The sequence below is a fragment of the Streptomyces sp. RKAG290 genome, from assembly GCF_023701695.1.
Classification (GTDB): domain Bacteria; phylum Actinomycetota; class Actinomycetes; order Streptomycetales; family Streptomycetaceae; genus Streptomyces.
The window spans coordinates 1,993,313-2,016,961 of record NZ_JAJOZC010000001.1 but is presented as its reverse complement, the minus strand read 5'-3'; the positions used below and the strand labels follow the sequence as shown (position 1 = coordinate 2,016,961).

At 72.9% G+C, this 23,649-nt stretch carries 18 protein-coding genes and 2 pseudogenes; 5 read left to right on the top strand and 15 right to left on the bottom strand.

Going from position 1 to position 23,649, the window contains the following annotated elements:
• Nucleotides 1–184 precede the first annotated feature (184 nt).
• From LNW71_RS08385 to LNW71_RS08370, 4 genes are all read right to left on the bottom strand, one after another.
• Nucleotides 185–2,854 carry a PQQ-binding-like beta-propeller repeat protein gene (locus LNW71_RS08385; RefSeq protein WP_250967667.1) on the bottom strand — a complete coding sequence of 890 codons (2,670 nt, stop codon included), beginning with the start codon at nucleotides 2,852–2,854 and terminating at the stop codon, nucleotides 185–187.
• Nucleotides 2,855–2,947: 93 nt separating this feature from the next.
• Nucleotides 2,948–3,217, bottom strand: coding sequence for a hypothetical protein (locus tag LNW71_RS08380; protein WP_250967666.1), 270 nt, complete (start codon nucleotides 3,215–3,217; stop codon nucleotides 2,948–2,950).
• 17 nt (nucleotides 3,218–3,234) lie between these two features.
• Nucleotides 3,235–3,987, bottom strand: a complete 753-nt coding sequence (locus LNW71_RS08375; RefSeq protein ID WP_250967665.1) for a TetR/AcrR family transcriptional regulator — start codon at nucleotides 3,985–3,987, stop codon at nucleotides 3,235–3,237.
• A 52-nt stretch (nucleotides 3,988–4,039) separates the two neighbouring features.
• Nucleotides 4,040–4,975 (bottom strand): diiron oxygenase, encoded by a 936-nt coding sequence (locus tag LNW71_RS08370; protein WP_250967664.1) that lies wholly within the window; start codon nucleotides 4,973–4,975, stop codon nucleotides 4,040–4,042.
• A gap of 177 nt (nucleotides 4,976–5,152) precedes the next feature.
• Between LNW71_RS08370 and LNW71_RS08365 the strand changes: the two are divergent.
• A pseudogene (locus LNW71_RS08365) lies at nucleotides 5,153–6,270 on the top strand (ferritin-like domain-containing protein).
• Between the two features lie 29 nt (nucleotides 6,271–6,299).
• Complete coding sequence (locus LNW71_RS08360; protein ID WP_250967663.1) at nucleotides 6,300–7,436, top strand: protein kinase family protein; 1,137 nt, start codon at nucleotides 6,300–6,302, stop codon at nucleotides 7,434–7,436.
• Here the strand turns inward: LNW71_RS08360 and LNW71_RS08355 are convergent.
• Complete coding sequence (locus tag LNW71_RS08355) at nucleotides 7,402–7,920, bottom strand: DinB family protein (RefSeq protein ID WP_250967662.1); 519 nt, start codon at nucleotides 7,918–7,920, stop codon at nucleotides 7,402–7,404. The two genes, LNW71_RS08360 and LNW71_RS08355, sit on opposite strands and share 35 nt — an antisense overlap.
• Nucleotides 7,921–7,966: 46 nt before the next feature.
• Complete coding sequence (locus LNW71_RS08350; protein ID WP_250967661.1) at nucleotides 7,967–8,500, bottom strand: GNAT family N-acetyltransferase; 534 nt, start codon at nucleotides 8,498–8,500, stop codon at nucleotides 7,967–7,969.
• 71 nt (nucleotides 8,501–8,571) lie between these two features.
• Here LNW71_RS08350 and LNW71_RS08345 point away from each other — a divergent pair, with 71 nt between their 5' ends.
• Together LNW71_RS08345 and LNW71_RS08340 are read left to right on the top strand one after the other, a co-directional pair.
• Complete coding sequence (locus LNW71_RS08345) at nucleotides 8,572–9,462, top strand: ADP-ribosylglycohydrolase family protein (protein ID WP_250967660.1); 891 nt, start codon at nucleotides 8,572–8,574, stop codon at nucleotides 9,460–9,462.
• A 632-nt stretch (nucleotides 9,463–10,094) separates the two neighbouring features.
• Nucleotides 10,095–10,367: a hypothetical protein gene (locus tag LNW71_RS08340; protein ID WP_250967659.1), complete on the top strand. Its 273-nt coding sequence runs from the start codon at nucleotides 10,095–10,097 to the stop codon at nucleotides 10,365–10,367.
• Between the two features lie 48 nt (nucleotides 10,368–10,415).
• On the opposite strand, the gene LNW71_RS08335 is transcribed toward LNW71_RS08340, so the two are convergent.
• The 8 genes and pseudogenes from LNW71_RS08335 to ligD all read right to left on the bottom strand — a co-directional run bounded on the left by LNW71_RS08335 (nucleotide 10,416) and on the right by ligD (nucleotide 20,217).
• On the bottom strand, nucleotides 10,416–11,474 hold the full coding sequence (locus LNW71_RS08335) for an amidase family protein (RefSeq protein WP_250967658.1): 1,059 nt from the start codon (nucleotides 11,472–11,474) through the stop codon (nucleotides 10,416–10,418).
• Between the two features lie 4 nt (nucleotides 11,475–11,478).
• Nucleotides 11,479–12,935 (bottom strand): annotated as a pseudogene (locus LNW71_RS08330) (penicillin-binding transpeptidase domain-containing protein).
• Nucleotides 12,936–12,969: 34 nt separating this feature from the next.
• Nucleotides 12,970–14,349 carry an FtsW/RodA/SpoVE family cell cycle protein gene (locus tag LNW71_RS08325; RefSeq protein WP_250967657.1) on the bottom strand — a complete coding sequence of 460 codons (1,380 nt, stop codon included), beginning with the start codon at nucleotides 14,347–14,349 and terminating at the stop codon, nucleotides 12,970–12,972.
• A 93-nt stretch (nucleotides 14,350–14,442) separates the two neighbouring features.
• The gene (locus LNW71_RS08320; RefSeq protein WP_250967656.1) at nucleotides 14,443–15,777 is read right to left on the bottom strand and encodes a HAMP domain-containing sensor histidine kinase; all 1,335 of its coding nucleotides are present in this window, start codon (nucleotides 15,775–15,777) and stop codon (nucleotides 14,443–14,445) included.
• Nucleotides 15,774–16,592 (bottom strand): hypothetical protein, encoded by an 819-nt coding sequence (locus LNW71_RS08315; protein WP_250967655.1) that lies wholly within the window; start codon nucleotides 16,590–16,592, stop codon nucleotides 15,774–15,776. The genes LNW71_RS08320 and LNW71_RS08315 overlap by 4 nt, the downstream gene beginning before the upstream one ends.
• 101 nt (nucleotides 16,593–16,693) lie before the next feature.
• Entirely contained in the window at nucleotides 16,694–17,023 is a 330-nt protein-coding gene (locus LNW71_RS08310) for a zinc-ribbon domain-containing protein (RefSeq protein WP_250967654.1), read from the bottom strand.
• Nucleotides 17,020–19,152, bottom strand: coding sequence for a PBS lyase (locus LNW71_RS08305; RefSeq protein ID WP_250967653.1), 2,133 nt, complete (start codon nucleotides 19,150–19,152; stop codon nucleotides 17,020–17,022). Before LNW71_RS08305 ends, LNW71_RS08310 begins: the two co-directional genes overlap by 4 nt.
• 168 nt (nucleotides 19,153–19,320) lie before the next feature.
• Nucleotides 19,321–20,217 carry a non-homologous end-joining DNA ligase gene (ligD, locus tag LNW71_RS08300; protein ID WP_250967652.1) on the bottom strand — a complete coding sequence of 299 codons (897 nt, stop codon included), beginning with the start codon at nucleotides 20,215–20,217 and terminating at the stop codon, nucleotides 19,321–19,323.
• A gap of 60 nt (nucleotides 20,218–20,277) precedes the next feature.
• Between ligD and LNW71_RS08295 the strand changes: the two genes are divergently transcribed.
• Nucleotides 20,278–21,402, top strand: a complete 1,125-nt coding sequence (locus LNW71_RS08295; protein WP_250967651.1) for a Ku protein — start codon at nucleotides 20,278–20,280, stop codon at nucleotides 21,400–21,402.
• Nucleotides 21,403–21,523: 121 nt separating this feature from the next.
• Here the strand turns inward: LNW71_RS08295 and LNW71_RS08290 are convergent, their stop codons facing one another.
• Entirely contained in the window at nucleotides 21,524–23,428 is a 1,905-nt protein-coding gene (locus LNW71_RS08290; RefSeq protein ID WP_250967650.1) for a S53 family peptidase, read from the bottom strand.
• Between the last annotated feature and the right edge of the window lie 221 nt (nucleotides 23,429–23,649).

Here is a 23,649-nt window from a genome sequence, read left to right as displayed (position 1 = left end):
TCACCTCCGATGAAGGGGTGAATCGTGGGACTACCCCATGAGTGAGCGCAATTCCTCCATACGCTCACCTACCGTCAGGCGATGCAAGAACCCGGCGGCGTGGCGACGGGCCGGTCCCCCGGAAGGCGGCGGGTGCGGCGCCGGTGACCTCACCAAGGCCGCATCCGCCGTCGCCGCTGCCCGGTCAGTCGACGGGGAACGCGTACGTCACCCGGCCGCGCCGGACGATCGCGCTCTTCCCGGCTGCCAGCACCTGGTAAGGGTCGGTGACCGTCGCGCCCTTCGGGTCCTGGGCGCCGATGTCCTGGAACTTCCACAGCCGCCGCCCGTCGGCCGCCGCGAACGCGCAGACCTGGCCGGAGCCCGCGGCGAGCAGCGTGCCGCCGCTGCTGCTGACGGTCAGCGCGGGCGCCCAGCCGGTGAGCATCCCCTCGGTCGAGCGCCGCCACCGCAGCCGCCCGGTCCCCCGTTCGACCGCGCCCACTTCCTGGTTGCGGTTCGTGGTGTGCAGCAGCGCGCCCGCCTCGACCGACGTCCCGAAAAGGGAGCCGCGAGTGCCGTTGAGCGTCCACTTCGGCTTCCCGCTGCCGGTCTCGAACGCCCGCAGGTCGTCACCGACCGCCGCGTACAGCGTCCCTTCCTCGTCGCCCATGGCCGCCCCGTCGGCGGTCACGGTGCCGAACGCCTCGGTCCACTGGAGCTTCCCGGTCTTCCGGTCGAAACTGCGGAAGCGGCCCTTGCCCTTGCCGGCCTTCACGTCCGCCGGGGTGAGCGACAGCCGGTGCTGCCGTACGACGATGTCGTCCGGCCGCTCCGCGATCAGTTTGTACACCGGCGCGACCGGGCCGCGGCCGGTGGGCACGGAAGTCCGCCACAGCTCCTTGCGCTGCTCGACGTCGTACGCGAACAGGTACGACTTGACGACCTGCTCGTCCTTGCCGCGCTTCTTGCCCTTCTTCGGCTTGGGCGCCTTCACCGTGACCTTCGTGGAGCCGGTGAACCAGATGGTCGCCCCGGACGCGCCGACGAGCTGGGGCACCGCCAGGTAGGGCGCTCCCGCGAAGCCGTCGGCGTACGCCACCCGGTGGGCCACCCGGCCGTCCTTCGCCGAGAGCCACAGGAACTCGGAAGGGCCGGCGATGAAGCAGAACTCCTTGCCGGCCGGCACGGCGGCCTGGCCCTTGGCGGCGTCCGCGCTCTCCCAGACCCGGCGTCCGGTGCGCAGGTCGACGGCGGAGGCCTGGGTCTCGTCGGTCAGCACCAGCAGCCGGTCGTTCCACACGGCGGCGGTGAGGGGGACCGTCTCGGCAGCCGGGTGGGTGTAGATCCAGCGCGGCTGCGGGGGCAGTCCGGCGACCGTGGGCCGGGCGGTGTCCGGGGCGGGCTTGTCGTCGGCCGTGGACTTCGCGTCGTCGCCCGGCCCGAGCGCGAGCACCCCGCCGCCCCCCACGAGGAGCCCGGCGACCCCGGCGGCCGCCCCGATCAGCAGGGTCCGGCGGTCGGCCGCGGCGGACTTGGGGGCGGGCGGGGGAGTGGCGGAGGGGAAGGGCGCCGCAGGGACGTGCACGGGCAGCGCCTGCGGGACCACAGGCCCGGGGAGGGCGGGGAGAGCGGGGAAGGCCGCCGGCGGACCGGCCACCGGGGGTCCGGCCACCGGCGGTCCGGGCAGCTCGCGCGGCATCGAGAGCTGGGTCGTCGCCCGGTCGGGCCGCGGGGCGTGGTGATCGATGATCCCGAACTGGGCGGTCCTGGTGTCCCTGGGGGCGGGCGCGTCCGGTGCGCCGCCGCCGGCCGGAGCGGCCGCGGGCACCACGGAGTCCTGCACGTCCGGAACTTCGGCGCCGCCGGGGACGCCCACCGCGTCCGGGGCCCGGTCCTGCACGCCGGTCACGGCAGGTGCATCGCTCGCGTCCCGCGCGGGCACCGAGTCCTCGACGGCGGGCGGCGCGGCGTCCAACGCCTCGGCACGCAGGCCCTGTTCGGCCACGGCCGCCGAGAGCGGTCCCGGCAGCCAGTCGCCCTTGGCCAGTCCGGCCGCACCCTCCAGGGCCAGCTCCGCAGCCACCGCCCCCGCAGCCGGCCGGTCGGCCGGGTCCTTCGCCAGGCAGCGCGCGACCAGGTCGCGCAGCGCGTCCGGCACGGCGGCCAGTTCCGGGTCCGTGTGGGCGATCCGTTCGGCGGCCTCGGTCACCGGGCCGTCCGCCAGCGGGGTACTGCCCGTCGCCGCGTACGCGAGCAGCAGGCCCAGCACGAAGATGTCCGAGGCCGGCCCGGCCTCCTTGCCCTCCACCTGCTCCGGGGTCAGGTAACCGAGCCGCACGGAGAGCTGCCCGCCCGGCCGCGCCTCGGCCTCGGCCGCGGCGCCCAGGGGGCCGAAGGCCGTGAGCCGCGGCCCGTCCTCCGCCAGCAGCACCGTCCTGGGGGCGAGGCCGTGCAGTACGGCTCCGGTGGCGTGCACCCGGGAGAGTGTCTCGGCGACGCCCGCGCCCAGTATCCGCACGGCACGCTCGGGCAGCGGCCCGGCGATCTCGATGGCCTCGGCGAGCGTCAGTGCCGGTACGTACGCCGAGGCGGTCCACAGGCGTGCGTCGTCCTCGGGTCCGTCCGTGCGGGTGTCGAGCTGAGCCGCCACCCAGCCCCCGGCCAGCCGGTCCGCGGTGCGTGCCTCCGCCTGGAAGCGGCGCCGGAAGGCGGGCAGCGCGGCGAGCGCGGGCCGTGCCGCGGTGATGACGGCGATGTCCCGCGAAGTCGCCTCACGCGCGAGGTACTGCACCGCTGCCGCCGTCTCACGGAAACGCGCCAGCGTGGTGTACGGGCCGAAGTGGCGTGGATCATCCTGACGCAGCGCCTCCATGGCGCACCCCCTTGTGACCGGCCTCTCGCGACCGTCCTCGGACCAGATCGCCGATCTTAGACCGAAAGGCCACCCCGCCCCATTTCAGCGCATTTACTGACCCGGCTTCGACCAGGGCCACTTGGGGCCGTGGCGCTCGCGGCCGCCCGGGGCGTACTCGTACAACCAGCCGCGCTGGATGCCCAGCCGCTTGGTGTGCCCGGCCGGGACCCTGCGGTAGGCGTGCACGGTGGCCGGGCCGCCGGTGGCGTCCGGGACCGGGACCTCGTACCACTTGGGCGGGTGGCCGGTGGCGCCGACGAGCACGGGCAGTACCCGGCCGTCCAGCGGGCCGCCGGCGAAGGGGGTGTTCTCGCTTCTCACCGCCCCAGTCTGACCGATCAGTCCGGCGGCAGCAGATGCGCCGCCCCGCCGACCACCGGGATCAGCCGGGCCGCCAGCCGGCCGGCCGGGCCCGCCGCGGTCTCCAGCGGCAGCAGTTCGGCCACCGCGGCCGCGGTTCCCGGGTCGGTGGCCGCGGTGACCGCGAGCAGCCCGATGAACTGGTCGACGAGCCAGTCGCGCAGCTCGGACGCGGCCGGCTGCTTCTCCTCGTCCAGCCAGATCAGTGAGGCCGCCTCGACGGCCGCGATCCAGGTGCGCACCATCATCCGCAGCCGCGGCCCGGGTTCACTGCCCGCGCCCCGGCCCAGGTGCAGGAGTATCTGGTCGGCGGCCGCCCGCCGTACCTCGTCGACGATCGTGCTCGTCCGGGACGTCTCGGCGACGCTGCCGCCGCGCAGCAGTGCGCTGAAACCGGCGTCGTGCTGGTCGACGAAGGCCAGGTAGCGGTCCAGGACCCGGGTCACCCGTTCCGTGGGCGGGCCCACGGCCGGTTCGGCGAAGCACAGGATCAGTTCCTCGGCGGCGGACCTCAGGGCCGCCTCGTACAACTGCTGCCGCCCGCCGGGGAAGTAGCGGTAGACCAGCGGGCGGGACACCCCGGCCACCGTCGCGACCTCGTCCAGCGAGACCTCGTCGGGGGCCCGGTGCGCGAAGAGGGTGAGCGCCGCACCCAGGAGCTGGGTGCGCCGCTCCTCGACGCTGAGCCTTCGGTACGCACGGGTCGGCGGCGCGGCTGCGGCAGGGGTCATACCAGGCAGCCTACGGCCTGCCGCCCCGGCGGGCCGGGGGCGGGCGGCCCGGTCAGGCAAGCAGTCCCGAGCTCTTCCACAGCCTGCGCCCCACTCCGTTGAGGACTCCGATGTCTTCGAAGAAGTCGGTCAGCCGCCTGGCGCCCGACTGCATGACCTCCGCCCGGTGCCCGCTCGCCCGGACCTGGGCCACGGCCTCCTGCGGGTCCAGGCCGACGTGTGCGTACACCTGCGGGTTGACGAAGCAGACGGAGAAGACGCGGGCCGCCTCCCCGCAGCTCACCCGGGTGAGTTCGCGCTCCCAGCGCGGTGCGGTCACCATCTGGCGGCGCAGCTCCTCGCGGGCGTACCGCACGTGCCGGGCCTCCTCGACCACATGGATGCGGGTCACGCCGCGCACCAGGGTCTGGACGCGCTCGTCGGGGAAGGTCAGCCGCTGCATCCAGTCGAGGATCTCCTCGCCGAGCAGGGTGGCCGCGAACGAACCGGGGGTGGTGGAGACGGTCTTCAGTACCCGGGCCAGATTGTGGTACCTGCGCGGCACGGGGTAGGCGGGCGCGCCGCCCCAGGTGATCATCCGGCCGAACATCATCGAGTGCCGGCACTCGTCGGCTATCTCGGTGAGTGCGTAGCGGACGTGGTTGCTGGTCACCGACTTGTCGTAGATGTGGCGGACCAGCAGCTGCATCAGGATGATCTCGAACCAGATGCCGAGCGAGGCCAGCGAGGCCGCCTCGTGCCGGGCGAGCTCGAAGCGCTGGTCCTGGGACATCCTGCGCCACAGCGGGGTGTCGTAGAGGGAGACCAGCTCCGGCGGCCAGAACCACTTGCCGTCCTCGATCGCCGCGTCCCAGTCGAGCTCCTTGTCGGGGTCGAAGGAGTGCTTGGCCGAGGCCTCCAGCAGCCGCTCGGCGATCTGCTCGCGGTCCCGGAGGGGGCCCAGCGCATCGCGGAGCATCTGCACGTCGCGTTCGGTCGCTGTCGTCATCGCTGGGGCACCTCACACCTGGGTTACCGACGGTCACTTCTTATGAGACCTCCTGTCAGCAAGCCCGTCAATCCCTTGTGCGCGACTTGTTGACCCGGCGTCTACCAACGTGTGAACCTGCCAACTGAGCCAGGCGCCAGGTGACTTATCGATGCATGCGAGGCGAAGGAGCCGTCCGTGTCGACACACGACCTCTACACCACCGCCCCGAGCAGCCGCTGTGGACGGTGCCCGCCTCGGGCGCAGCCCGCTTCAGCTGGGACTACGACGACGGCCGTGAACGTCTGCTCGCCCTGTACCAGAAGGGCAAGGACAAGCAGTGGGACGGCAACAAGCGCATCGACTGGAGCCTGGAGGTCGACCCCACCGACCCCCTCGGCACCCCCGACGAGGCCCTCACCCTCTACGGCACCCCGCACTGGGCGAAGATGACCGAGAAGGACCGGGGCGAGCTGCGCAAGCACTACACCTCCTGGCAGTTCAGCCAGTTCCTGCACGGCGAGCAGGGCGCGATGATCTGCGCGGCCCGGATCGTGGAGTCCGTCCCCGACCTGGACGCCAAGTTCTACTCCGCGACCCAGACCATGGACGAGGCACGGCACGCGGAGATCTACGGCCGGTTCCTGCACGAGAAGATCGGGATGCTCTACCCGGTCAACGACAACCTCCAGGGCCTGCTGGGCGACACCCTGCGCGACTCCCGCTGGGACATGCCCTACCTCGGCATGCAGGTCCTCATCGAGGGCCTGGCCCTGGCCGCGTTCGGCATGATCCGCGACACCACGACCAAGCCGCTGCCCAAGCAGATCCTCGCGTACGTCATGCAGGACGAGGCCCGGCACGTCGCCTTCGGACGGATGGCGCTGCGCGACTACTACAAGCAGCTGAGCGACGCGGAACTGCGCGAGCGCGAGGAGTTCGTCATCGAGGGCTGCTACCTGATGCGTGACCGGCTCAGCGGCGTGGAGGTGCTGGAGAACTTCGGCATCGCCAAGAAGGAGGCCAAGGAGCTCTCCGAGCACTCAGAATTCCTCCAGCTGTTCCGCAAGCTCCTGTTCAGCCGCATAGTCCCGTGCGTGAAGGACATCGGCCTGTGGGGCGAGCGGCTGCAGAAGGCGTACGTCGACATGGGCGTCCTCGAACTCGGCGACTCCAGCCTGGACCTGCTCATGGCCCAGGACGAGGAGATAGCCGAACAGCTGGACCGGGACCGCTTCGAGGTCGAGGAGCAGGCGCGGGTGGCGGAGGTCGCCGAGGCGATAGCGGAGGGCGGGAGCAGTCCGTCGGCTGCCTGAGCGGGCGGCGGCTGAGTAGAGTCGGGCGCATGCACGAGACCGCGGACGGTACCGGCCCGGGTGCTGCCGCGGCGCCGGCGCACCGCCCCGACCCACGGCGTCGCGCACGCCTCGCCGCCTACGGACCCGTGGCCACCCACCTGTCGCTGATGAGCGACCGGCGGCTCAGCGAAGCCGTCCGGTCGGCCGCGCCGCTCGGGTCCGGCATCGGTGGCAGGTCGGCGGAGCTGGACGTGTGCGGGACGCGGGTCTTCGTCAAACGCGTGCCCCTGACGGAGCTGGAGCTGCGGCCGGAGAACCTGCGGTCGACCGCGAACCTCTTCGGGCTGCCCACCTTCTACCAGTACGGGGTGGGCTCGGCCGGCTTCGGCGCCTGGCGGGAGCTGGCCGCGCACACGATCACCACCAACTGGGTGCTCGGCGACGAGTACCAGGACTTCCCGCTGATGTACCACTGGCGGGTCGTGCCGGACACGGCTCCCCGGGAATTCGCCGACGAGTTCGGTGGCGTCGACGGGGCGGTCGCCCACTGGGAGGGCTCGGCGGCCGTACGGACCCGGCTGGAGGCCATCGGCCGGTCCGCCCACTGTCTGGTGCTCTTCCTGGAACACGTGCCGCAGACCCTCGCGGCATGGCTGGCCGACCGCCGCGAGGCGGCGCGGGGAGGCGGGGAGGGCCCGCCGTACGCATGGCTGGACGAGGTGCTGCGGCGCGGGGCCGACTTCATGAGCTCCCGCGGGCTCGTCCACTTCGACGCCCACTTCCACAACGTCCTGACCGACGGCCACTCGATCCGGTTCGCCGATTTCGGCCTCGCGCTGAGCTCCGCGTTCGAACTCTCCGCGGACGAGGCCGGGTTCCTCGCAGCACATCGCGCGTACGACCGCCACTACGTCGCCGGCCATCTGCTGCGGCACCACCTGGTGGACGGGTTGCGCGGCGACGTGGAGCACGCAGACTTTCTGCGCGCCTGGACCGCGGGTGAACGGCCCGCGGGGGTCCCGCCCGAGGCCGCCTCGGTCATCGACCGGCACGCCCGCCCCGGCATCGTCCTGGACGGGTTCCAGCGCCGGCTGCTGACAGTGAGCAAGCGGACCCCCTATCCGGGCGCGGAGATCGAGGACGCGGGCCCTACGTCAGTACCAGCCACCGGCGCCCGTCGATGAGTTCGCGTGCCGCGTCCAGGTGGCCGGCATGGCACGCGGTCTCGGTGATGACGTGCAGCAGGACGTCCCGCAGGGTGTGCAGGTGCGGTTCGCCGAAGAGCTCGTGGGGCCACCAGGCGAGAGGCGCGTCGGGGTCCGACGCGGTGACGGCGGCGTCCGCGAGAGCGGACTCCGCGCGGTAGCGGTCGAGGACCTCGGCGTCGCTCGTGCCCGGCGCGAGCTGCCAGGCGTCGTCGATGCGGTCCAGGTCCTCGATGACGGCCGGGTCACCCGTGAGGACGGCACGGAACCAGAACCGCTCGACGTCGAGCGCAAGATGCTGGACGAGCCCCAGACAGCTCCACCCGGACGGCAGCACCGGCCGCCTCAGCGCAGCCGGGTCCAGCCCGTCGAGTGCGCCGAGGACGTGACGGCGCTGTCCGGCCAGGGACGACAGGAGGGCCTGGATCTCGGTGTCCTGAGCGGTGGTCCCGGTCGCGGTCACTGGCGGTCTCCCTCGCTGCGCTGCTCGATCGGCATGCCGCCACGATCTATGAACCGCTCCGCTCTGTACAGGGCGGAGCGCCCGGCACCGACCGCTCCATGCACACCAGGTCCTCGCGCTCGTCCCAGGGGGTGGTGACGGTGAAGCCGAACCGCTCGTACAGGGCGATGGCCCCCGAGCGCCACCGCCACACCGACAGCCGCACCGCGTCGGCCCCGCTCCTGGCGGCGTGGCCGAGTGCGGCGTCGAGGAGGGCGGAGGCGACGCCGCGGCCCCGGGAACCGGGCGCCGTCCAGAGGCGCTTGATCTCGGACCGCCCGGCCACCGGGGCGGTCACCACGAGGCAGCCCGCGGTGGTGTCACTGTCCATGGCCAGGAGTACGACGGCGTCGGCGAACGCGGTCTGCGGGTCCTCGACCTCCGCGCGGTACCGCGCGGGCAGCTCGGCCACAGCCGCGACCGGCCGGCCCTTCTCCTGCTCCGTCTGCAGGTGGTAGTCGGCCAGCAGGGCGGAGAGGCCGTCGTCGGGGGCGGCCGTCGCGGACCGGCGGACGACGGTGGGTTCCGGGTGATCGCGCATGGCGTCAGTCTCACGCCGGAGCGGCCGATAACAGCTGTACGGTCCCGGGCCGGCGGCGGGAGAATGGCGTCATGCCCTCCACCACGGTCACAGCAGATCTCGCCGCCGCCCGCCGCAGCCTCGAAGGGCTGGCGCTCGGGGACGCGTTCGGCGAGCGGTGGTTCTCGCTCTTCCGGGAACCCCGGCAGGCGTACAACCAGATCAGGGCGCGGCAGACGCCCCAGGAGCCCGTCTGGCACTGGACCGACGACACCGCCCTGGCCCGGGCGCTCCAGCGGGTGCTGGACGAGCACGGGCACGTCGAGCAGGACCGGCTCGCGCTGCTGTTCGCCCTGGCCTTCGACGCCGATCAGGCACGGGGGTACGGCCACGGCATGCACATGCTGCTGCCCGCGCTGCTGACGTCGCCGGCCGACTGGCGGACGCTGGCCCCCGGACTCTTCGAGGGCGGCAGCCTCGGCAACGGTGCCGCGATGCGGGTCGCGCCGCTCGGGGCGCGCTTCCACGGGGACGTCGCCCACGCGGCCGAACAGGCCGCGTTGCAGGCGGAGGTCACCCACGCCCACCCCGAGGGGATCGCGGGCGCGGTGGCGGTCGCGGTGGCCGCGGCGCTGGCGGTGCGGGGTGAGTTCACGCTGGCCGCGGTCGTCGGCCGCACCCCCGCGGGGCCGGTGCGGGAGGGGCTGACGCGGGCGGCGGAGGTGCCGTTCGACACCGAGCCGTGGGAGGCCGCCCAGTTGCTCGGCAACGGGCAGCGCATCCGCGCCGACGACACCGTCCCGTTCGCCCTGTGGACCGCGGCCCGGCATCCGGACGACCTGGAGGCGGCGCTCTGGGCGACGGCCGAGGGACTCGGGGACGTCGACACGACCTGTGCCATCACCGGCGGCATCGTCGCCGCCGCTGTCGGCGTCGACGGCGTGCCGGCCGAGTGGCTGCGCCGCCGCGAGCCCCTGAGCTGAACCCACGCGCCCCCAGGGGTTCGAAATCGTGTTCGTGCGCATGACGTAACTTGGGGCCATGACCACGCCGCCGCCGCAGGGCCCTTACGGAGCGCCACAGGGCCCGTACGGGACGCCCGGCTCCCAGCAGAACCCTTACGCCCAGCAGCCGGTACCCGGGCAGCCGCCCTACGGGTACCCGCAGGGACCGCCGGCCTTCGGCCATCCGCAGGGGCCGCCGCTTTTCGGGTTCCCGCAGGGACCGCCGCCCCCGCGGAAGAACCGGACCGGGCTGATCGTGGGGATCGTCGTCGGTGCGCTGGCCGCGGCCGGCTGCCTCGCGTTCGGTGTCTCCCGGCTGGTCGACGCCGGTGTGTCGGCGGCCGACGGGGACTTCCCCGCGGCCGAGTACCGGCTGACCGTGCCGAAGAAACTGCTGGACGAGGAGTACACGCTGTCCGAGGACTCCTCGTCGACGGCCGGGAAGGATATCGAGGAGACCTACGACCCCAGCATCCGCGATGCCGAGGCCGTCGTCACCCAGTACACCTCCTCGGCGGGCGGCACCCTCGTCATCTCCGGTCTGTGGGCCGGATCAAGGGACCGGAGTTCACCCGGGACAAGATCCTGGAGGGGCGGCGAAGACGGACGGCATGACCGTCGCCGTACCCGCCAGGGAGTTCACCCCCGACGGGTACGGGATCACCGTGTCCTGCCAGGTCGTGCGGTCAAAGGACGGTGTGCTCACCAGCACCATCCCCATGTGCGCCTGGGGCGACGACAACACCGCGTCCTTCGTCGCCGTGGTCACGCCCCGGACCGCGCTCCAGGACCCCGACGAGGTCGACCTCGCGAAGGCCGCACTGGACACCGCCCGGGTCAGGTCCGAGTCGCGCAAGCCGATCGGCGCCACCGAGGCCGGCTGATCAGCTCGCGGCGGCGCCCCGGATGACGCGCGCGGTCAGCGCCTCCCGTCACCCCGCGCAGACGCGCTCCACCGCACTGGCCATGGCGAGCAGCGCGGCATCCGCACCGCGCTGCGCGACCAACTGGAGCCCCACCGGGCAGCCGTCCGCGGTGAATCCGGCCGGCACGCTCGCCGCGGGATGCCCGCTCACGTTGAACGCCCAGGTGAGCGCGGTGGAGAAGAGCTCGCCCGGTCCCTCGTGGCCGTGCGGGCGGTTGGGCGTGACCGGGGTGAGGAGCAGGGGCGTGCCGGCGAAGAAGGCGTCCAGCCTGCGGTCGTTCTCCTGCCGGAGCTCCTCGTCCGGCGGCCCCGCCCGACCGCCGCGTACCGCCTGCCACACCCCCGCCGGGTCGAGCAGGTCGCAACCGCCCGCCGCGAGCCGCACCACCCCGGCCGCCACCAGCCGCCGCACGGCGCCGCGCACCACCGCAGCCACCTCCGGGTCGACGTCCGCGTACCCGAGGTCGGGGCTGTAGGCGGCCCGCAGCGGCAGCTCGGTCACGGCAGGCTCGTAGGAGTCCAGGACGCAGCGCAGATACGTCTGGGCGTGCGCGGCGGACCGGGCCAGCACCCCGGCGGCGGCGAGTCCCGAGCGGTCGGGGGAGGGCAGCAGCCCGTTGGTCGTCTTGAGCCCGAACACCCCGCACCAGGCGGCCGGGATCCGTACCGACCCGGCCCCGTCGCTCCCGGTCGCCAGCTCCACCAGATCCGCCGCGACCGCCACCGCGGAGCCGGCGGACGAACCGCCCGGAGTCCGGTCGCTGCGCCAGGGGTTGACCGTGCGTCCGTGGGCACCCAGCCCCCAGGTCTTCCAGTGCGTGCCGGGGCCGGGCACGGACGTCGAGCCGACCGCGATGCCGCCCGCCGCGGTCAGCCGCCGGGCCGCGTAGGAGCGGATTCCGCCGGGGCCCTTCACCGCGAACGGCAGCCCGGCCAGCGGGAGCCGGGCCGCGCCGGGCATCTGGGCGAGCGCCTCCTCGCGGCGGACGTCGAGGAAGGCGCAGAGCCGCGGGTCCGCCCGCTCGATCGCGGCCAGCGCCCCGGCCGCATCCCTGGAACCCGTCATGGGCTCAGTCTTCCAGGGCGGCTTCCATGACGGAACGGGCGATCGGCGCGGCGCTGCCGCCACCGCTGATGTCGGCCCGGTCGGCGGCCGCGTCCTCGACGACCACGGCGACCGCGACGGCCGGCCTCGCGGAGTCCTCCGCCTGCGCCCAGGAGATGAACCAGGCGTACGGCGTACCGGAGTTGTCGATGCCGTGCTGGGCCGTGCCGGTCTTGCCGCCGACCGTCGCGCCGTCGATGGCCGCGTTGGTGCCGGTGCCGTCCTGCACCACGTCGACCATCATCCGGCGCATCTGCACCGCCGTCCCCGGGCTCATCGCCCGGTGGTAGGAGTGCGACCCCTCGGTGTGCACGGTGGAGCCGCTGTGCCTGGTCGTACGGTCCACGAGGTGCGGGTACATGAGGTCGCCGTCGTTGGCCACGGCCGCGGCCACCATCGCCATCTGCAGCGGTGTCGCCGTCGTGTCGAACTGGCCGATCGAGGACAGGGCCAGCTGGTCGTCGCTCATGTCGGTGTCGAAGTTGCTCTTCGCCACCCCGGACGGGACCTTCAGCCCGGTGTCGTTGAAGCCGAACTTCTCGACCGCGTCCACCATGCCGTCCAGCCCGACCTCCACCCCGAGGTGCGCCATCACGGTGTTGCAGGAGACCCGGATCGCCTCGGCCAGGGACGCCTTGGCGCAGCCGCTCGCCTCGTTGGGGAGGGTGGTCGAGGTGCCCGGCAGGACGTAGGGGGAGGGGGTGTCGGTCTCGTCGTCCGGATCGGTGACCACCTCGGCGTCCAGCGCCGCCGCCGCCGTCACGATCTTGAACGTGGAGCCGGGCGGATAGGTCTGCCGGATGGCGCGGTTGAGCATCGGCTGGCCGGTGGACGCGTTGAGGTCCCGCCAGGCGTCGGTGACGGACGAACCGGTGCCGGAGAGCCGCCCGGGGTCGTAGGAGGGGTAGAGACCAGCGCCAGGATCTTGCCCGTCGTCGGCTCGATGGCCGCGACGGCTCCCTTCCGGTCGCCGAGCCCCTCGTAGGCGGCGCGCTGCATCGAGTCCTTGATCGTGGTGACGACGTCGCCGCCCGGCTGCCGGCTGCGGGTGATCTCGTTCCAGAACGGGAGCGGGGCGAGCATCGGGTCGGTGCCGGAGAGGACCCGGTCCTCGGCGTTCTCGATGAGCGTGGTGCCGTACGTCTGGGAGGCGTAGCCGGTCACCGGGGCGTACAGCGGGCCGTACCGGTAGGTGCGTTCGTACGCGAGCTGCTCGCCGGTGTCCTTCGAGCCGGTGACGGACCTGCCGTCGACCAGGATGTTGCCGCGCGGCTGGTCGTAACGGTCGATGGTGACCCGGCGGTTGGCGGAGTTGTCGTCGAGGCTGTCGGCCTCGAAGACCTGGATGCGCGCGGCGTTGAGCAGCAGCGCCACGAGCAGGAGCAGACAGAAGGCGGCGGCGCGCCGGATGTAGCGGATCACCGCCGGGCCTCCCGCGGGGTCGAGGGGTACGGGATCACAGCTCGTCCTCCAGGATCGGCGCGATGACTCCGGTCTCCACCTGGTCGGGGTGGGGTCTGCGGGCCAGGTCGCTGACCCGGATCAGCAGCGCCACGATGATCCAGTTGGTGACCACGGACGAACCTCCCTGGGCGAGGAAGGGCATCGCCATGCCGGTCAGCGGGATCAGGCCCATCACCCCGCCCGCGATCACGAACACCTGGAGCGCCAGGATCGAGGCCAGGCCGATCGAGAGCAGCCGCCCGAACGAGTCGCGCAGGGCGAGCCCGGCGCGGTAGCCGCGGGCCACCAGCAGGGCGTACAGCATGAAGACCGCGGTCAGGCCGGTCAGCCCGAGCTCCTCGCCGGCCGTCGCCAGGATGAAGTCGGACTTGGCGGCGAAGCCGATGAGGATGGAGTGCCCGAGGCCGAGCCCGGCGCCCAGCATCCCGCCGGCCGCGAAGGCGAACAGGGACTGGGCGAGCTGGCTGGGCCCCCGGCCGGCGTCGATCGAGGCGAACGGGTCGAGCCAGTCCTGCACCCGGCTGTGCACATGCGGTTCGAAGGAGCCGACGACGAACGCGCCGACGGCGGCGAGCAGCAGCCCGACGGCGATCCAGCCGGTCCGGCCGGTCGCCACGTACAGCAGGATCACGAACAGGCCGAAGAAGAGCAGCGAGGTGCCCAGGTCCCGCTCCAGGACCAGTACCCCGACGCTGAACAGCCAGATCGCCACGATCGGGCCGAGCACCCGGCCGGTGGGCAGTTGCAGCTTCCAGATCCTGCGCCCGGTGTACGCGAGGGCGTTGCGGTTCGCCGCCAGGTAGGCGGCGAAGAACACCGCGAGCAGGATCTTGGCGAACTCGCCGGGCTGGAAGGAGAATCCGCCGACCCTGATCCAGATCTTGGCGCCGTTCACCGCGGGGAAGAAGATCGGCACGATCATCAGGACGAGGGCGGCGGCGACCGAGAGGTACGCGTACCGCTGGAGCACCCGGTGGTCGCGCAGGAACACCACCACCGCGATGAAGAACGCGACGCCGAGCGTGGACCAGATCAGCTGGGTCGGGGCCGCCTGGTCCTTGGGGGTCTCCAGGTCGAGCCGGTAGATCAGCACCAGGCCGAGGCCGTTGAGCAGGACGGCGATGGGCAGCAGCAGCGGATCGGCGTAGGGGGCGCGGAAGCGGACGGCGAGATGGGCGAGCAGGGCGAGCAGCCCGAGGCCGCCGCCGTACCCCGCGACGTCGGGCGGGACCGCGCCGTTCCTGGCCAGACCGACGGCGGCGTAGCCGTAGACGGAGATGAGGACGGCCCCGATGAGGAGCGAGAGCTCCACGCCGCGCCGCTTGGGCAGGCGCAGCTCGGGCGGGGGCGCGTCCGCTGTCGTTGCGGTCATGCCACGCAACGTAGCAAGAGGTGGGGCCTATTTCCCTTATGTCCCGATGCTGAGGTTCGTGGGGTCCGGGCGACGGGGCCCGGGGGCTGCCCGTCAGGTTCCGGCGCCGGTTCCCGGTGGCTCCTCGTCGAGGCGTACGTACTCCGGCAGCGTCAGCCGGGCCACCGCCCCGCCGTCCGGCGCGTTCTCGAAGACCAGCTCGGCACCCATCACCCCGGCCTGTCCGGCGGCGATGGTCAGCCCGAGGCCGTGGCCCTTGCTGCCGCCCTCGGTGCGGAAACGCTGCGGACCGGCGGCGGTGAGGTAGTCCGGGAAGCCCTCGCCATGATCCCGCACGGTCACCACCGGCCCGTCGACCGTCAGCACCACCGGCGGGCGGCCGTGCCGGTGCGCGTTGCTGATCAGGTTGCCGAGCACCCGCTCCAAGCGCCGCTTGTCCGTCTCGACGCGTACCGGCGGCCCGTCCCCGGCCACGCGGACCTCGGTGGCGGTGCCCGAGGCGGACACCACCCGCTCGGCGAGCGGCGCCAGTTCGTGCACGTCGAGATCGACCAGTTCGGTCCGGGCGTCGAGCCGGGAGATCTCCAGCAGGTCCTCCGTGAGGGCCCGCATCGCCCGGACCCGGTCCTGCACCAGTTCCGACGGGCGGCCGGGCGCCAGGAGTTCGGCGGCGGCCGACAGCCCGGTCAGCGGGGTGCGCAGCTCGTGCGCCACATCGGCGGTGAAGCGCTGCTCGGTCTGGAGCTTGCCCTGGAGCGTCGAGGCCATCGTGTCCAGGGCGCCGGCGACGATCGCCACCTCGTCCTGCGGCCGCGAGGGGTCGGCCGTACGCGGGTCGTTCACCCGGGCGTCCAGATCGCCCGCGCCGATCCGGCGGGCCACCCGCGCCGTCTGGTGCAGCCGCCGGGTGACCCGGGTGACGGCGAACGCGCCGGCCAGCAGCGTGGCGCCGATCGCCAGCAGGGAGGAGCCGATGATCGCCCGGTCCAGGCCCTTGATCGTGCGGGCGCTCTGGCTGTAGTCGGTCCGGGTGGCCAGCGCGCGCCCGTCGGCCGGGGCGGCCGCCCACATCGTCGGGTGGCCGAGGTGATCGGCGACCATGGTTCCCCGCTTCCCGCTCACCGCCAGGGCGCGCAGCGGTGCGGGCAGCCCCGGCGGGTCGAGGCCGGAGCGCGGCGGGAGGGCCTCGCCCGCCTCGTAGGAGGCGGTCACGGCCGTCAGCCGGGCCAGCGCCTTCTCGCGGGCGTGGCCGACCGTCTGGCGGGTGACCGCGGTGTGCACCAGCACGCCCAGCAGGGCGGCGAGCACGCAGCACATCACGGTGATGAAGACGGCGGACTTCCAGGCGAGCGTCGCGGTCCAGGCGGGCATCCGCAGGCCGCGCCGCGGTGAGCGGGACCGGGAGGTCCGCGGCCGGCGCCGGCTCATCGGCGCTCCGCGGACACGGCGGCCGAGGGGGCCGCGGTGGGTGCGGCGGTGGGCGGCACGGTGGGCGGCTGTGTCGTGGGTGCGGCGGAGGGCAGCTCGCTCGGCCGCGGGGAGGGGTGCGCACTCGGTGTGCGCCGCCGGCCGGGCTCCGGATACGGCGTCATGCGCAGGATCTCGTCCTGGGTGGGCAGCATCGCGCGCTGCCTGCCGTCCCAGGACCAGGCCGTGCGGTACTCGTACCCGGTGATGGCCGACGGTGCCCGCATGATCAGGTCCCGGCCGGCCAGCTCCACGCTGATCACGGCGTCGGAGGTGGACATGATCCGGGTCAGCCCGCTCGGCTCCGGCATGTAGACCCGCACGGACAGCTGGTGGCCGGTCAGCTCGATGGCGAGCACCAGCTCGTCCTTGCCGTCACCGGTCAGATCGCGGAAGTACGGCGGAAGCACCGGGCATGCCTGCGGTGCGGTCCGGCAGGCCTTGATCCGGCGGACGGTGGCGGCCGGCAGCTCGTCGGCGCCGCTGGACCGGTCGGGCCGGGCGTTCAGCCCCGCCTGCACCACCGCCACCGGATCCAGCCGGTGCACGTCGTCGCCCGGCACGGTGATGCCGGGGATGTGCGCCGTCTCGCCCTCGCCGTAGTCGTACGGGGCGGCTGAGGCGGGCGGCAGCTCCGGCCAGAGGCGGGCGGGGCCGATGGCGGGCGTGGCGCGCCCGGCGCTCTTCAGCTCGCCACCGGTGCCGCAGCCGGCCAGCAGCGCGGCGCCGGCGAGCAGCATCGCCGCGCGGCGCCCCACCCGGTGCTGCGGACGCATGGCTTCCTCCGTTCCCGACGGCCGGTCGAGCCGGTGGGCACGCGCTCGCGCACGACACCGGCTCTGTAGACCTTATTCGGAAGGAAGTCCCTTATGCGTATTTAGTGCTGATACGGGTTCTGGCCCTGGCCCTGTGCGCCCGGCGCGAACCCCGGCTGCTGCGGAGCCTGCCCGAACGGGTTGCCGTCCTGCGACGCCACGTGCTGGGCCAGCAGTGCCTCGGCCTGCTCCTTGGGGATCTTCTGCTCACCGCCGCAGAACGTGCACTGGGTGGCGAACTTCGTCGAGAAGGGGAACAGCGGCACGAAGAACAGCGTGAACTTCGTGACCCGCTTGCGCAGGGTGTGCGCGGACGGGTTCCCGCACCAGCCGCAGACCATCGTCATGACGGCCAGTTGGTAGAGATATCCTCGCGTACCGAAAATGATCATGTTGTGGGTCCCTTCCCCGAATTACCCATGAGCGCCCGGCGACACAGCGCCAGCAGCTTCTCGTCCTCGTATGTGTCGTGGCTGCCGTACCCGCCGTCCATCGCGTTGTGACGGCGTACGGAGGCGAGCTCGGCGTGCAGCACGCGTGCCGCGTCCGACCCTGCCCCAGCGGCCCCCATCCGCGCCAGACATTCAGCCACCCGAACCCTGACATGGCGGTTCGTCTCCCAGGCCGCCAGGAGTACCGGAACGGACTCTTCGGCCCGCCCGGAAACCTCCCACAGAGCGATCGCCGCGTCCACCCGGAGCCACAGCTCCTCGTGCCGCAGCAGCGCCCGCAGCCGCGGCGCGGTCACCGCCGCCTGTGCCCCGAGCCTCCCCAGCGCGCTCGCCGCCGACCGCCGCTCGTGCGCGTGATCCGCCTGCAGCCCCTCGATCAGAACCGGCAGCACGGCGCCTGCGTCCCCGTCGACGGCCCACAGCGCCTCGGCGGCCTCCGTGGCCGCCGCCGTGCCGGGGCGGCGGATCAGCGCCCGAAGCTCCGGTACGGCACAGTGCGCCGCGGGCCCGAACGCGCCGAGCGCCCGCAGCGCCGCCGTGCGCAGCCACTCGCCGCGGTACTCCGGAGCCCCGCGCAGCACCCGCAGCACCTCAGGCGCGGCCTCGCCCGCCCGCAGCGCGGTCAGCCCGGCGAGCAGCGGGCTGGCCCGGTCGTAGGCACCCTCGTCGAGGCCGACCTCGGCGAGCCTGCGCCGCAGCGCACCGGCCAGCGGGCGCGCCGCCGCGCCCAGGTATCCGATGGCGAACCCCACGTCGTGCGGCACCTCGGGCCGCTCCAGCGCCGCGGCCAGCGCGGGTACCGCGCGGGGGTCACCCAGCCGGGACAGGGCCTTCACCGCACTGCCGAGCCCCGGCGGCCCGCTCGCCCACTCCTTCACCCAGGCACCCGGATCCGCGGCGACCCGGGCCGCCAGCGCGTCCGCGGCCGGCGCGGCCAGGCCGAAGAGCTCCTCCAGGACATGCGAGGCGGCCTCGGCCAGCCTCGGCTCGTCGGCAGCGAGCTGCTCGCCCACCAGCCGCACCAGCTCCCCGTAGGAACCGCGCCAGGCCCGGATCAGACCGCTGCTCATCCGGACCGCGTCGATGCGCTGCCAGCGGTCCGGGCTGCACAGCTGATCGGTCAGCAGGGCCGTCCGCTCGGCGACCCGGTCGTCGAGGCCCACGTGCAGGGTCCGCAGCAGGTCGGCCGTCCAGGGTGCCGCGCGCCCGGCGCTCTCCTCGGCCGACAGCGACCGCAACTGCCCCACCAGGGTCACCGGCGCGGCCCGCTCCTCGACGGCGGCCGGCTCCGGTTCACCGAGTGCCTCGGCCGGCCGCGGCCCCGGGTCGGCGGCCGCGGGCTCCGAGCGCAGCTGCCGCAGCAGCCCCGCCACCACCCGCACCACATCGCCGGGCAGCGCCTGCGGCGCGCACCGCGCCAGCTGGGCCAGTGCCGCCAGCCGCAGCCCCGGCGGACGGGCCTCGACGGCCAGCCGGCTCAGCCAGTCGGCGATCTGGTCGGTCAGCGGGCGGTGACGCAGCGCGACCCGTCCCGCCGCCTCGACCAGGGCGAGCCGCACCTCCTCGTCCGGCTCCACGGCCAGCCGCTCCCGCAGCACTGCCAGGACCCGCGCCGGGTGGCCGTGCAGGGTGGCCAGGGCCAGCGGGGCGGAGACCCGCACCCCCTGGTCGTCGTCGGCCAGCAGGGCGAAGAAGACCCCGGCGCCCGCGGTGACGGCGGCCGCCGCCATGGCGTAGTTCGCCGCGCCCTCGATCTCCTCCTCGTCGATCTCGTCCTCGTCGTCCTCGTCGAGATCGATGCCGCCGATGCTGGTGAGCAGCTCGACGATGGATCCCCGGTCCTGGACCGCCGGATCCACCACCAGCTCGAAGAGGAACGGAATGCAGGCGAGCGTGCACGCGTAGACATCACCCTGGTGGTGCACGGCCCCGTACATGCCGTCCAGCGCCCCTTCGCGTTCCGCCGGATCGGCGGACGCGAGGCCCCGCAGCAGGCCCGGCACATCATCGGCAGGCCCGTAGGCATGCTCCATCGAGGCCCAGTCGACCTCGTCGATCCCCGAGAACACGTCATCGCCTCCCCACGCGTTACCACGAAGCAGTGTCTGCGCAGAGTGTGCACCACGGCTCGGACAATCCACCCGCCACATGCCGCCTTTTGCCTTTGGACATGACAACAAAGCAGGCGGTGGGGTATGCCCGCGGGCAGGTGAGGCCGCCATGATCCGGACGAGGCCCTAAGGCCGGTCCGGAATCGGACGGCCGCGGTCCGGCTCGTTGAGGGGTCCGAGCAGATCCCCGTACCGGGCCAGCCGCTCCGCCATGTCGTCGGCCAGGAAGACCAGCTCCCCGGGGTCGCCGCACTCCTCGATCTCCGCCCAGGTCACCGGCGCGGAGACGGATGGCTGGTCCCTCGCGCGCAGGGTGTAGGGGGTCGCGGTCGTCTTCGCCGCCGCGTTCTGGCTGAAGTCGACGAACACCTTGCCAGGTCGCAGGGCCCGCTTCATCCGGTGCACGACCAGGTCCCCGAGCTCCCGCTCCGCCTCCACGGCCAGCTCCTTCGCGTACGCCGACACCCGCTCGGACGCCGTGGGCTCCAGGGGGACGAGCAGATGCAGCCCCTTGGACCCGGAGGTCTTCCCGTAGGCCTCCAGGCCGTCCGCGGCCAGCCGCTCCCGCAGCCACAGCGCGACCTTGCAGCACTCCACGACCGTCGCCGGTGCTCCGGGGTCCAGGTCCAGGACCATCCGGTCGGCCACCCCCGGCGCGCCGGAGAGCCACTGCGGGGTGTGGAACTCCACCACCAGATTGGCCGCCCAGATCAGGGAGGCCAGGTCCTGCACGACGACCTGGCTCGCCGGCTCCTTCTCCTTGTGCGGCACCGGCGCGGTCCGTACCCAGGACGGCGTACCGGGCGGCGGGTTCTTGGTGAAGAAGCGCTGCCCGTCCGGCCCGTCCGGATAGCGCAGGAAGGACACGGGCCGGTCGCGCAGGTGCGCCAGCAGCGCCTCTGCGGCCGTGGCCGCGTAGTAGTGCAGCACCTCGCCCTTGGTGGTGCCGGTGGCCGGATACAGCACCTTGTCCAGATTGCTGAGCGTCAGGCGCCGCCCCTCCACCTCCGTGATCGGCGTCATACGATAAGAATCACACGTAAATGGGATCTATACGGATATTGCGCGGGTAAGGGGTGAACGGTGAGGTCCATCTGGAACGGCGCCATCTCCTTCGGGCTGGTCAGCATCCCGATCAAGCTGGTCAACGCCACCGAGAACCACTCGGTCTCCTTCCGGCAGATCCACCTGGGTGACGGCGGCCGGATCCGCTACCGGAAGGTCTGCGAACTGGACGGTGAGGAGGTGGCTGCCGCCGAGATCGGCAAGGCCTACGAGGACGCCGACGGCTCGATGATCCCGATCACCGACGAGGACCTCGGCTCACTGCCACTGCCCACCGCCAAGACGATCGAGATCGTCGCCTTCGTGCCGGCCGATTCGATCGACCCGCTCCAGATGGACGCGGCCTACTACCTGACCGCCAACGGCGTCCCCGCCGCCAAGCCCTACACCCTGCTGCGGGAGGCGCTGAAGCGGAGCCGGAAGGTCGCCGTCGCCAAGTACGCGCTGCGCGGGCGGGAGCGCCTGGGGATGCTGCGCGTGGTCGACGACGTGATCGCGATGCACGGCCTGCTCTGGCCGGACGAGATCCGGGCGCCCGAAGGGGTCGCCCCGGACGGCGACGTGAAGGTGCGCGACGCCGAACTCGATCTGGCGGACGCCCTGATGAACACCCTCGGTGAGGTCGAGATGGACTCGCTGCACGACGACTACCGGGAGGCGGTCGAGGAGCTCGTCGCGGCCAAGGCCTCCGGTGAGACACCGCGGCAGGCGGCGTCCGGCGACTCCGGTGACGGCAAGGTCATCGACCTGATCGCGGCACTGGAGAGCAGCGTCCGGGCCGCGAAGGAGGCCCGCGGCGGCGAAGGGGGCGAGGACGGCAAGGGCGACGAGGACGCGAAGGTCACCCCGATCGCCGCCCGCAAGACGTCGGGCGGCACCACGCGCAGAACCCCCACCGGCAAGTCGGTGTCGCGGGCGTCGGCCGGGTCGGGATCCGGCTCCGGCGGGGCCCGCAAGTCCGCCTCCTCGCCCAAGTCCTCCGGGGCGAAGAAGTCCACGGCGGGCGCGAGCAAGGGGGCGGCCACGAAGAGCGCCTCCCGCGGCCGCGCGGGGGCGAAGAAGACGGCGGCCAAGAGCACCACCTCCAAGAAGACGGCGGCGGCCAAGAAGAAGACCACCACGAGCAAGCGCGCCTCGGCCTGACCCCCGCGCCACGCGGCGCCCGCCGGACCACCGCAGGACGCACGAACGGCCGCCGCGGGGCCTCGCGCCCCGCGACGGCCGTCCGTCGCGTCTGCCGCTTACCGCGTCCTGGGCCCTGGGCTCAGTGCCTGCGGTAGGAGCTGACGTAGCCGGGGGCCGGAGTGCCGACGCCCGTCACGTCGTCGTATCCGCGCACCGCGGACAGCGAGGCGTCCTTGCCGAGGCTGCGCACGGAGGTCTTCAAGCCGTCCGCCGCGTCGTAGCCGTTGGCGAAGTCCACCCGGGCGACCGCGAGACCGTGGCCCAGCGGGTGGTCCGTCACGTCGTGGTACGCCTTCGAGTCGTAGCGGGCGTAGATCGCCGGGTTGGCGAAACCGATCGGGCGTCCGCGCTGCGCCTGCTGGGCGAGGGCCTGGACACCGGCGATGACCGGCGCGGCCAGCGACGTACCCCCGATGCGGTACTCGTCGTAGCCCAGCGAGCCGTCGGGCAGCGTCTGGGTCTGGCCCACCAGGAATCCGGTGTTCGGGTCCGCGACGGCCGCGACGTCCGGTGCGGTGCGCATCCGCGTCGTCCCGTTGGCCTTGGCCAGCGAGTCCGGCACGATGCCGCGCTGGTAGAACGGCTGCTTCACGGTGGAGCTGGTGCCGCCGCCCGCGCCCGAGGTGTACGCGCCGGGGAAGCCCGTCCAGCTCTTGCCGTCCGCCGCCAGCGGGGCGTTCGTGGTGCCCCAGCCGGTCTCCCACTGGTACGTGTCGTGCTTGCCGACGGCCAGTGACGTACCGCCGACCGAGGTCACCCAGGCGGAGTTGGAGGGGACGTCGATCTGCTTGGTGCCGGTGGACGCGACGTTGTCGCCGTCGTCGCCGGAGGAGAAGTAGAAGCCGATGCCCTCGATCGCGCCCATCTTGAACACCTGGTCGTAGGCGAGCGCCAGGTCAGGGGTCTGGTTGGCCTCGACGTCGCCCCAGGAGTTGGAGACGATGTCCGCGAGCCGGTGGTCGACGACCTTGTTCAGCGAGTCGAGCAGGTCGTTGTCGTAGCAGGACGCGCCGCCCACGTACACGATGTCCGCAGCGGGCGCGACGGCGTGCACGGCCTCGACGTCGAGGGTCTCCTCGCCGTACCAGCCGGAGGCCCCGCACTCCTCGGTCTTCGTGTAGTCGTCCGGCAGCACCTGGCTGAGCTGCCCGTGCCGGTAGCGCGCGTCGCCGTTGCGCTTCGCGTACTCGGCGGCGTCCTCGGCGATGGTGGGGGAGGCGTACGCGTCGGTGATCGCGACGGTCACACCCTTGCCGGTGTAGTCCCCCGCCCCGTACGCGGCGCGCAGCTGCTTGCCGGTGTACCCCTTGACCGCGTACGGCACCTTGGCCCCGTAGGCGCTCGGCAGGGTGGAGGCGGTCCTCGACCCGAAGTACGAGGAGAACGGCCCCGAGTTGCGGAACACCGCGTCCGGCGGCGGGAGTACCTCGTCGTGGCTGGAGCGGTGGGGCGCGTTGTCCAGGCCGGACACAGCGAGCACGGCATCGCTCAGCGCGGCCGGCACCGAGGCGGTGGAAGCCGGGGCGCGGTAGGTGCGGCTCCCCTTGCGGTAGTTGCGCAGCTGGGTGCTGAACGCCTTCTCGGCCTTGGCCACTTCGCCGGTGGCCGAGACGTAGTGCTGACTGGTGCCGGTGACCGTCAGGCCGCTGGACCGCAGCCACTGGCTCACCCGGTCGATCTGGTCCTGAGTGGCCCCGAACCGCGCCTGTGCCTGCGAGGCGCTCAGGTACTTCCCGTACGACGCGGACCGCGGGTCGGAGACGGCGGCCGCGTAGGCGGCCAGCCCCTTCGCGTCCCGTCCGGCGAGGTGGACCCGGACAGCGACCCGGCCGCTGTCGGCCGTGGCTCCCCGGTCGGCCGTGGCGGTGGCCCAGGCCGGCTTGGTGCCCTGCAGCGCGTCCCGGCCGCCCGGCGCGGAGTCTGCGCTGGCGTTGGGTATCCCGAGGGCGAGCGCACCGGCGAGCAGTGGCAGTGTCGCTGCCATGCTCAGCCCGGCGCGTCGTCCGGCGCGGCTGATTCTCAAAGTAACCCCCTGCGATGTGGGTCTCGCGTGTGGAGCATGCGCCGAATGATGTGCACATGTAATTCGCCACTCTGGCGAGGAACGCCTCATGTACGGGGCATGCATTGACCAAGAATCGGCCAAGGGGCCTTGCGTCGCGGTCGGTTCGCGCCGAATCGCGGAGGATCACCGGCCACGCCCGA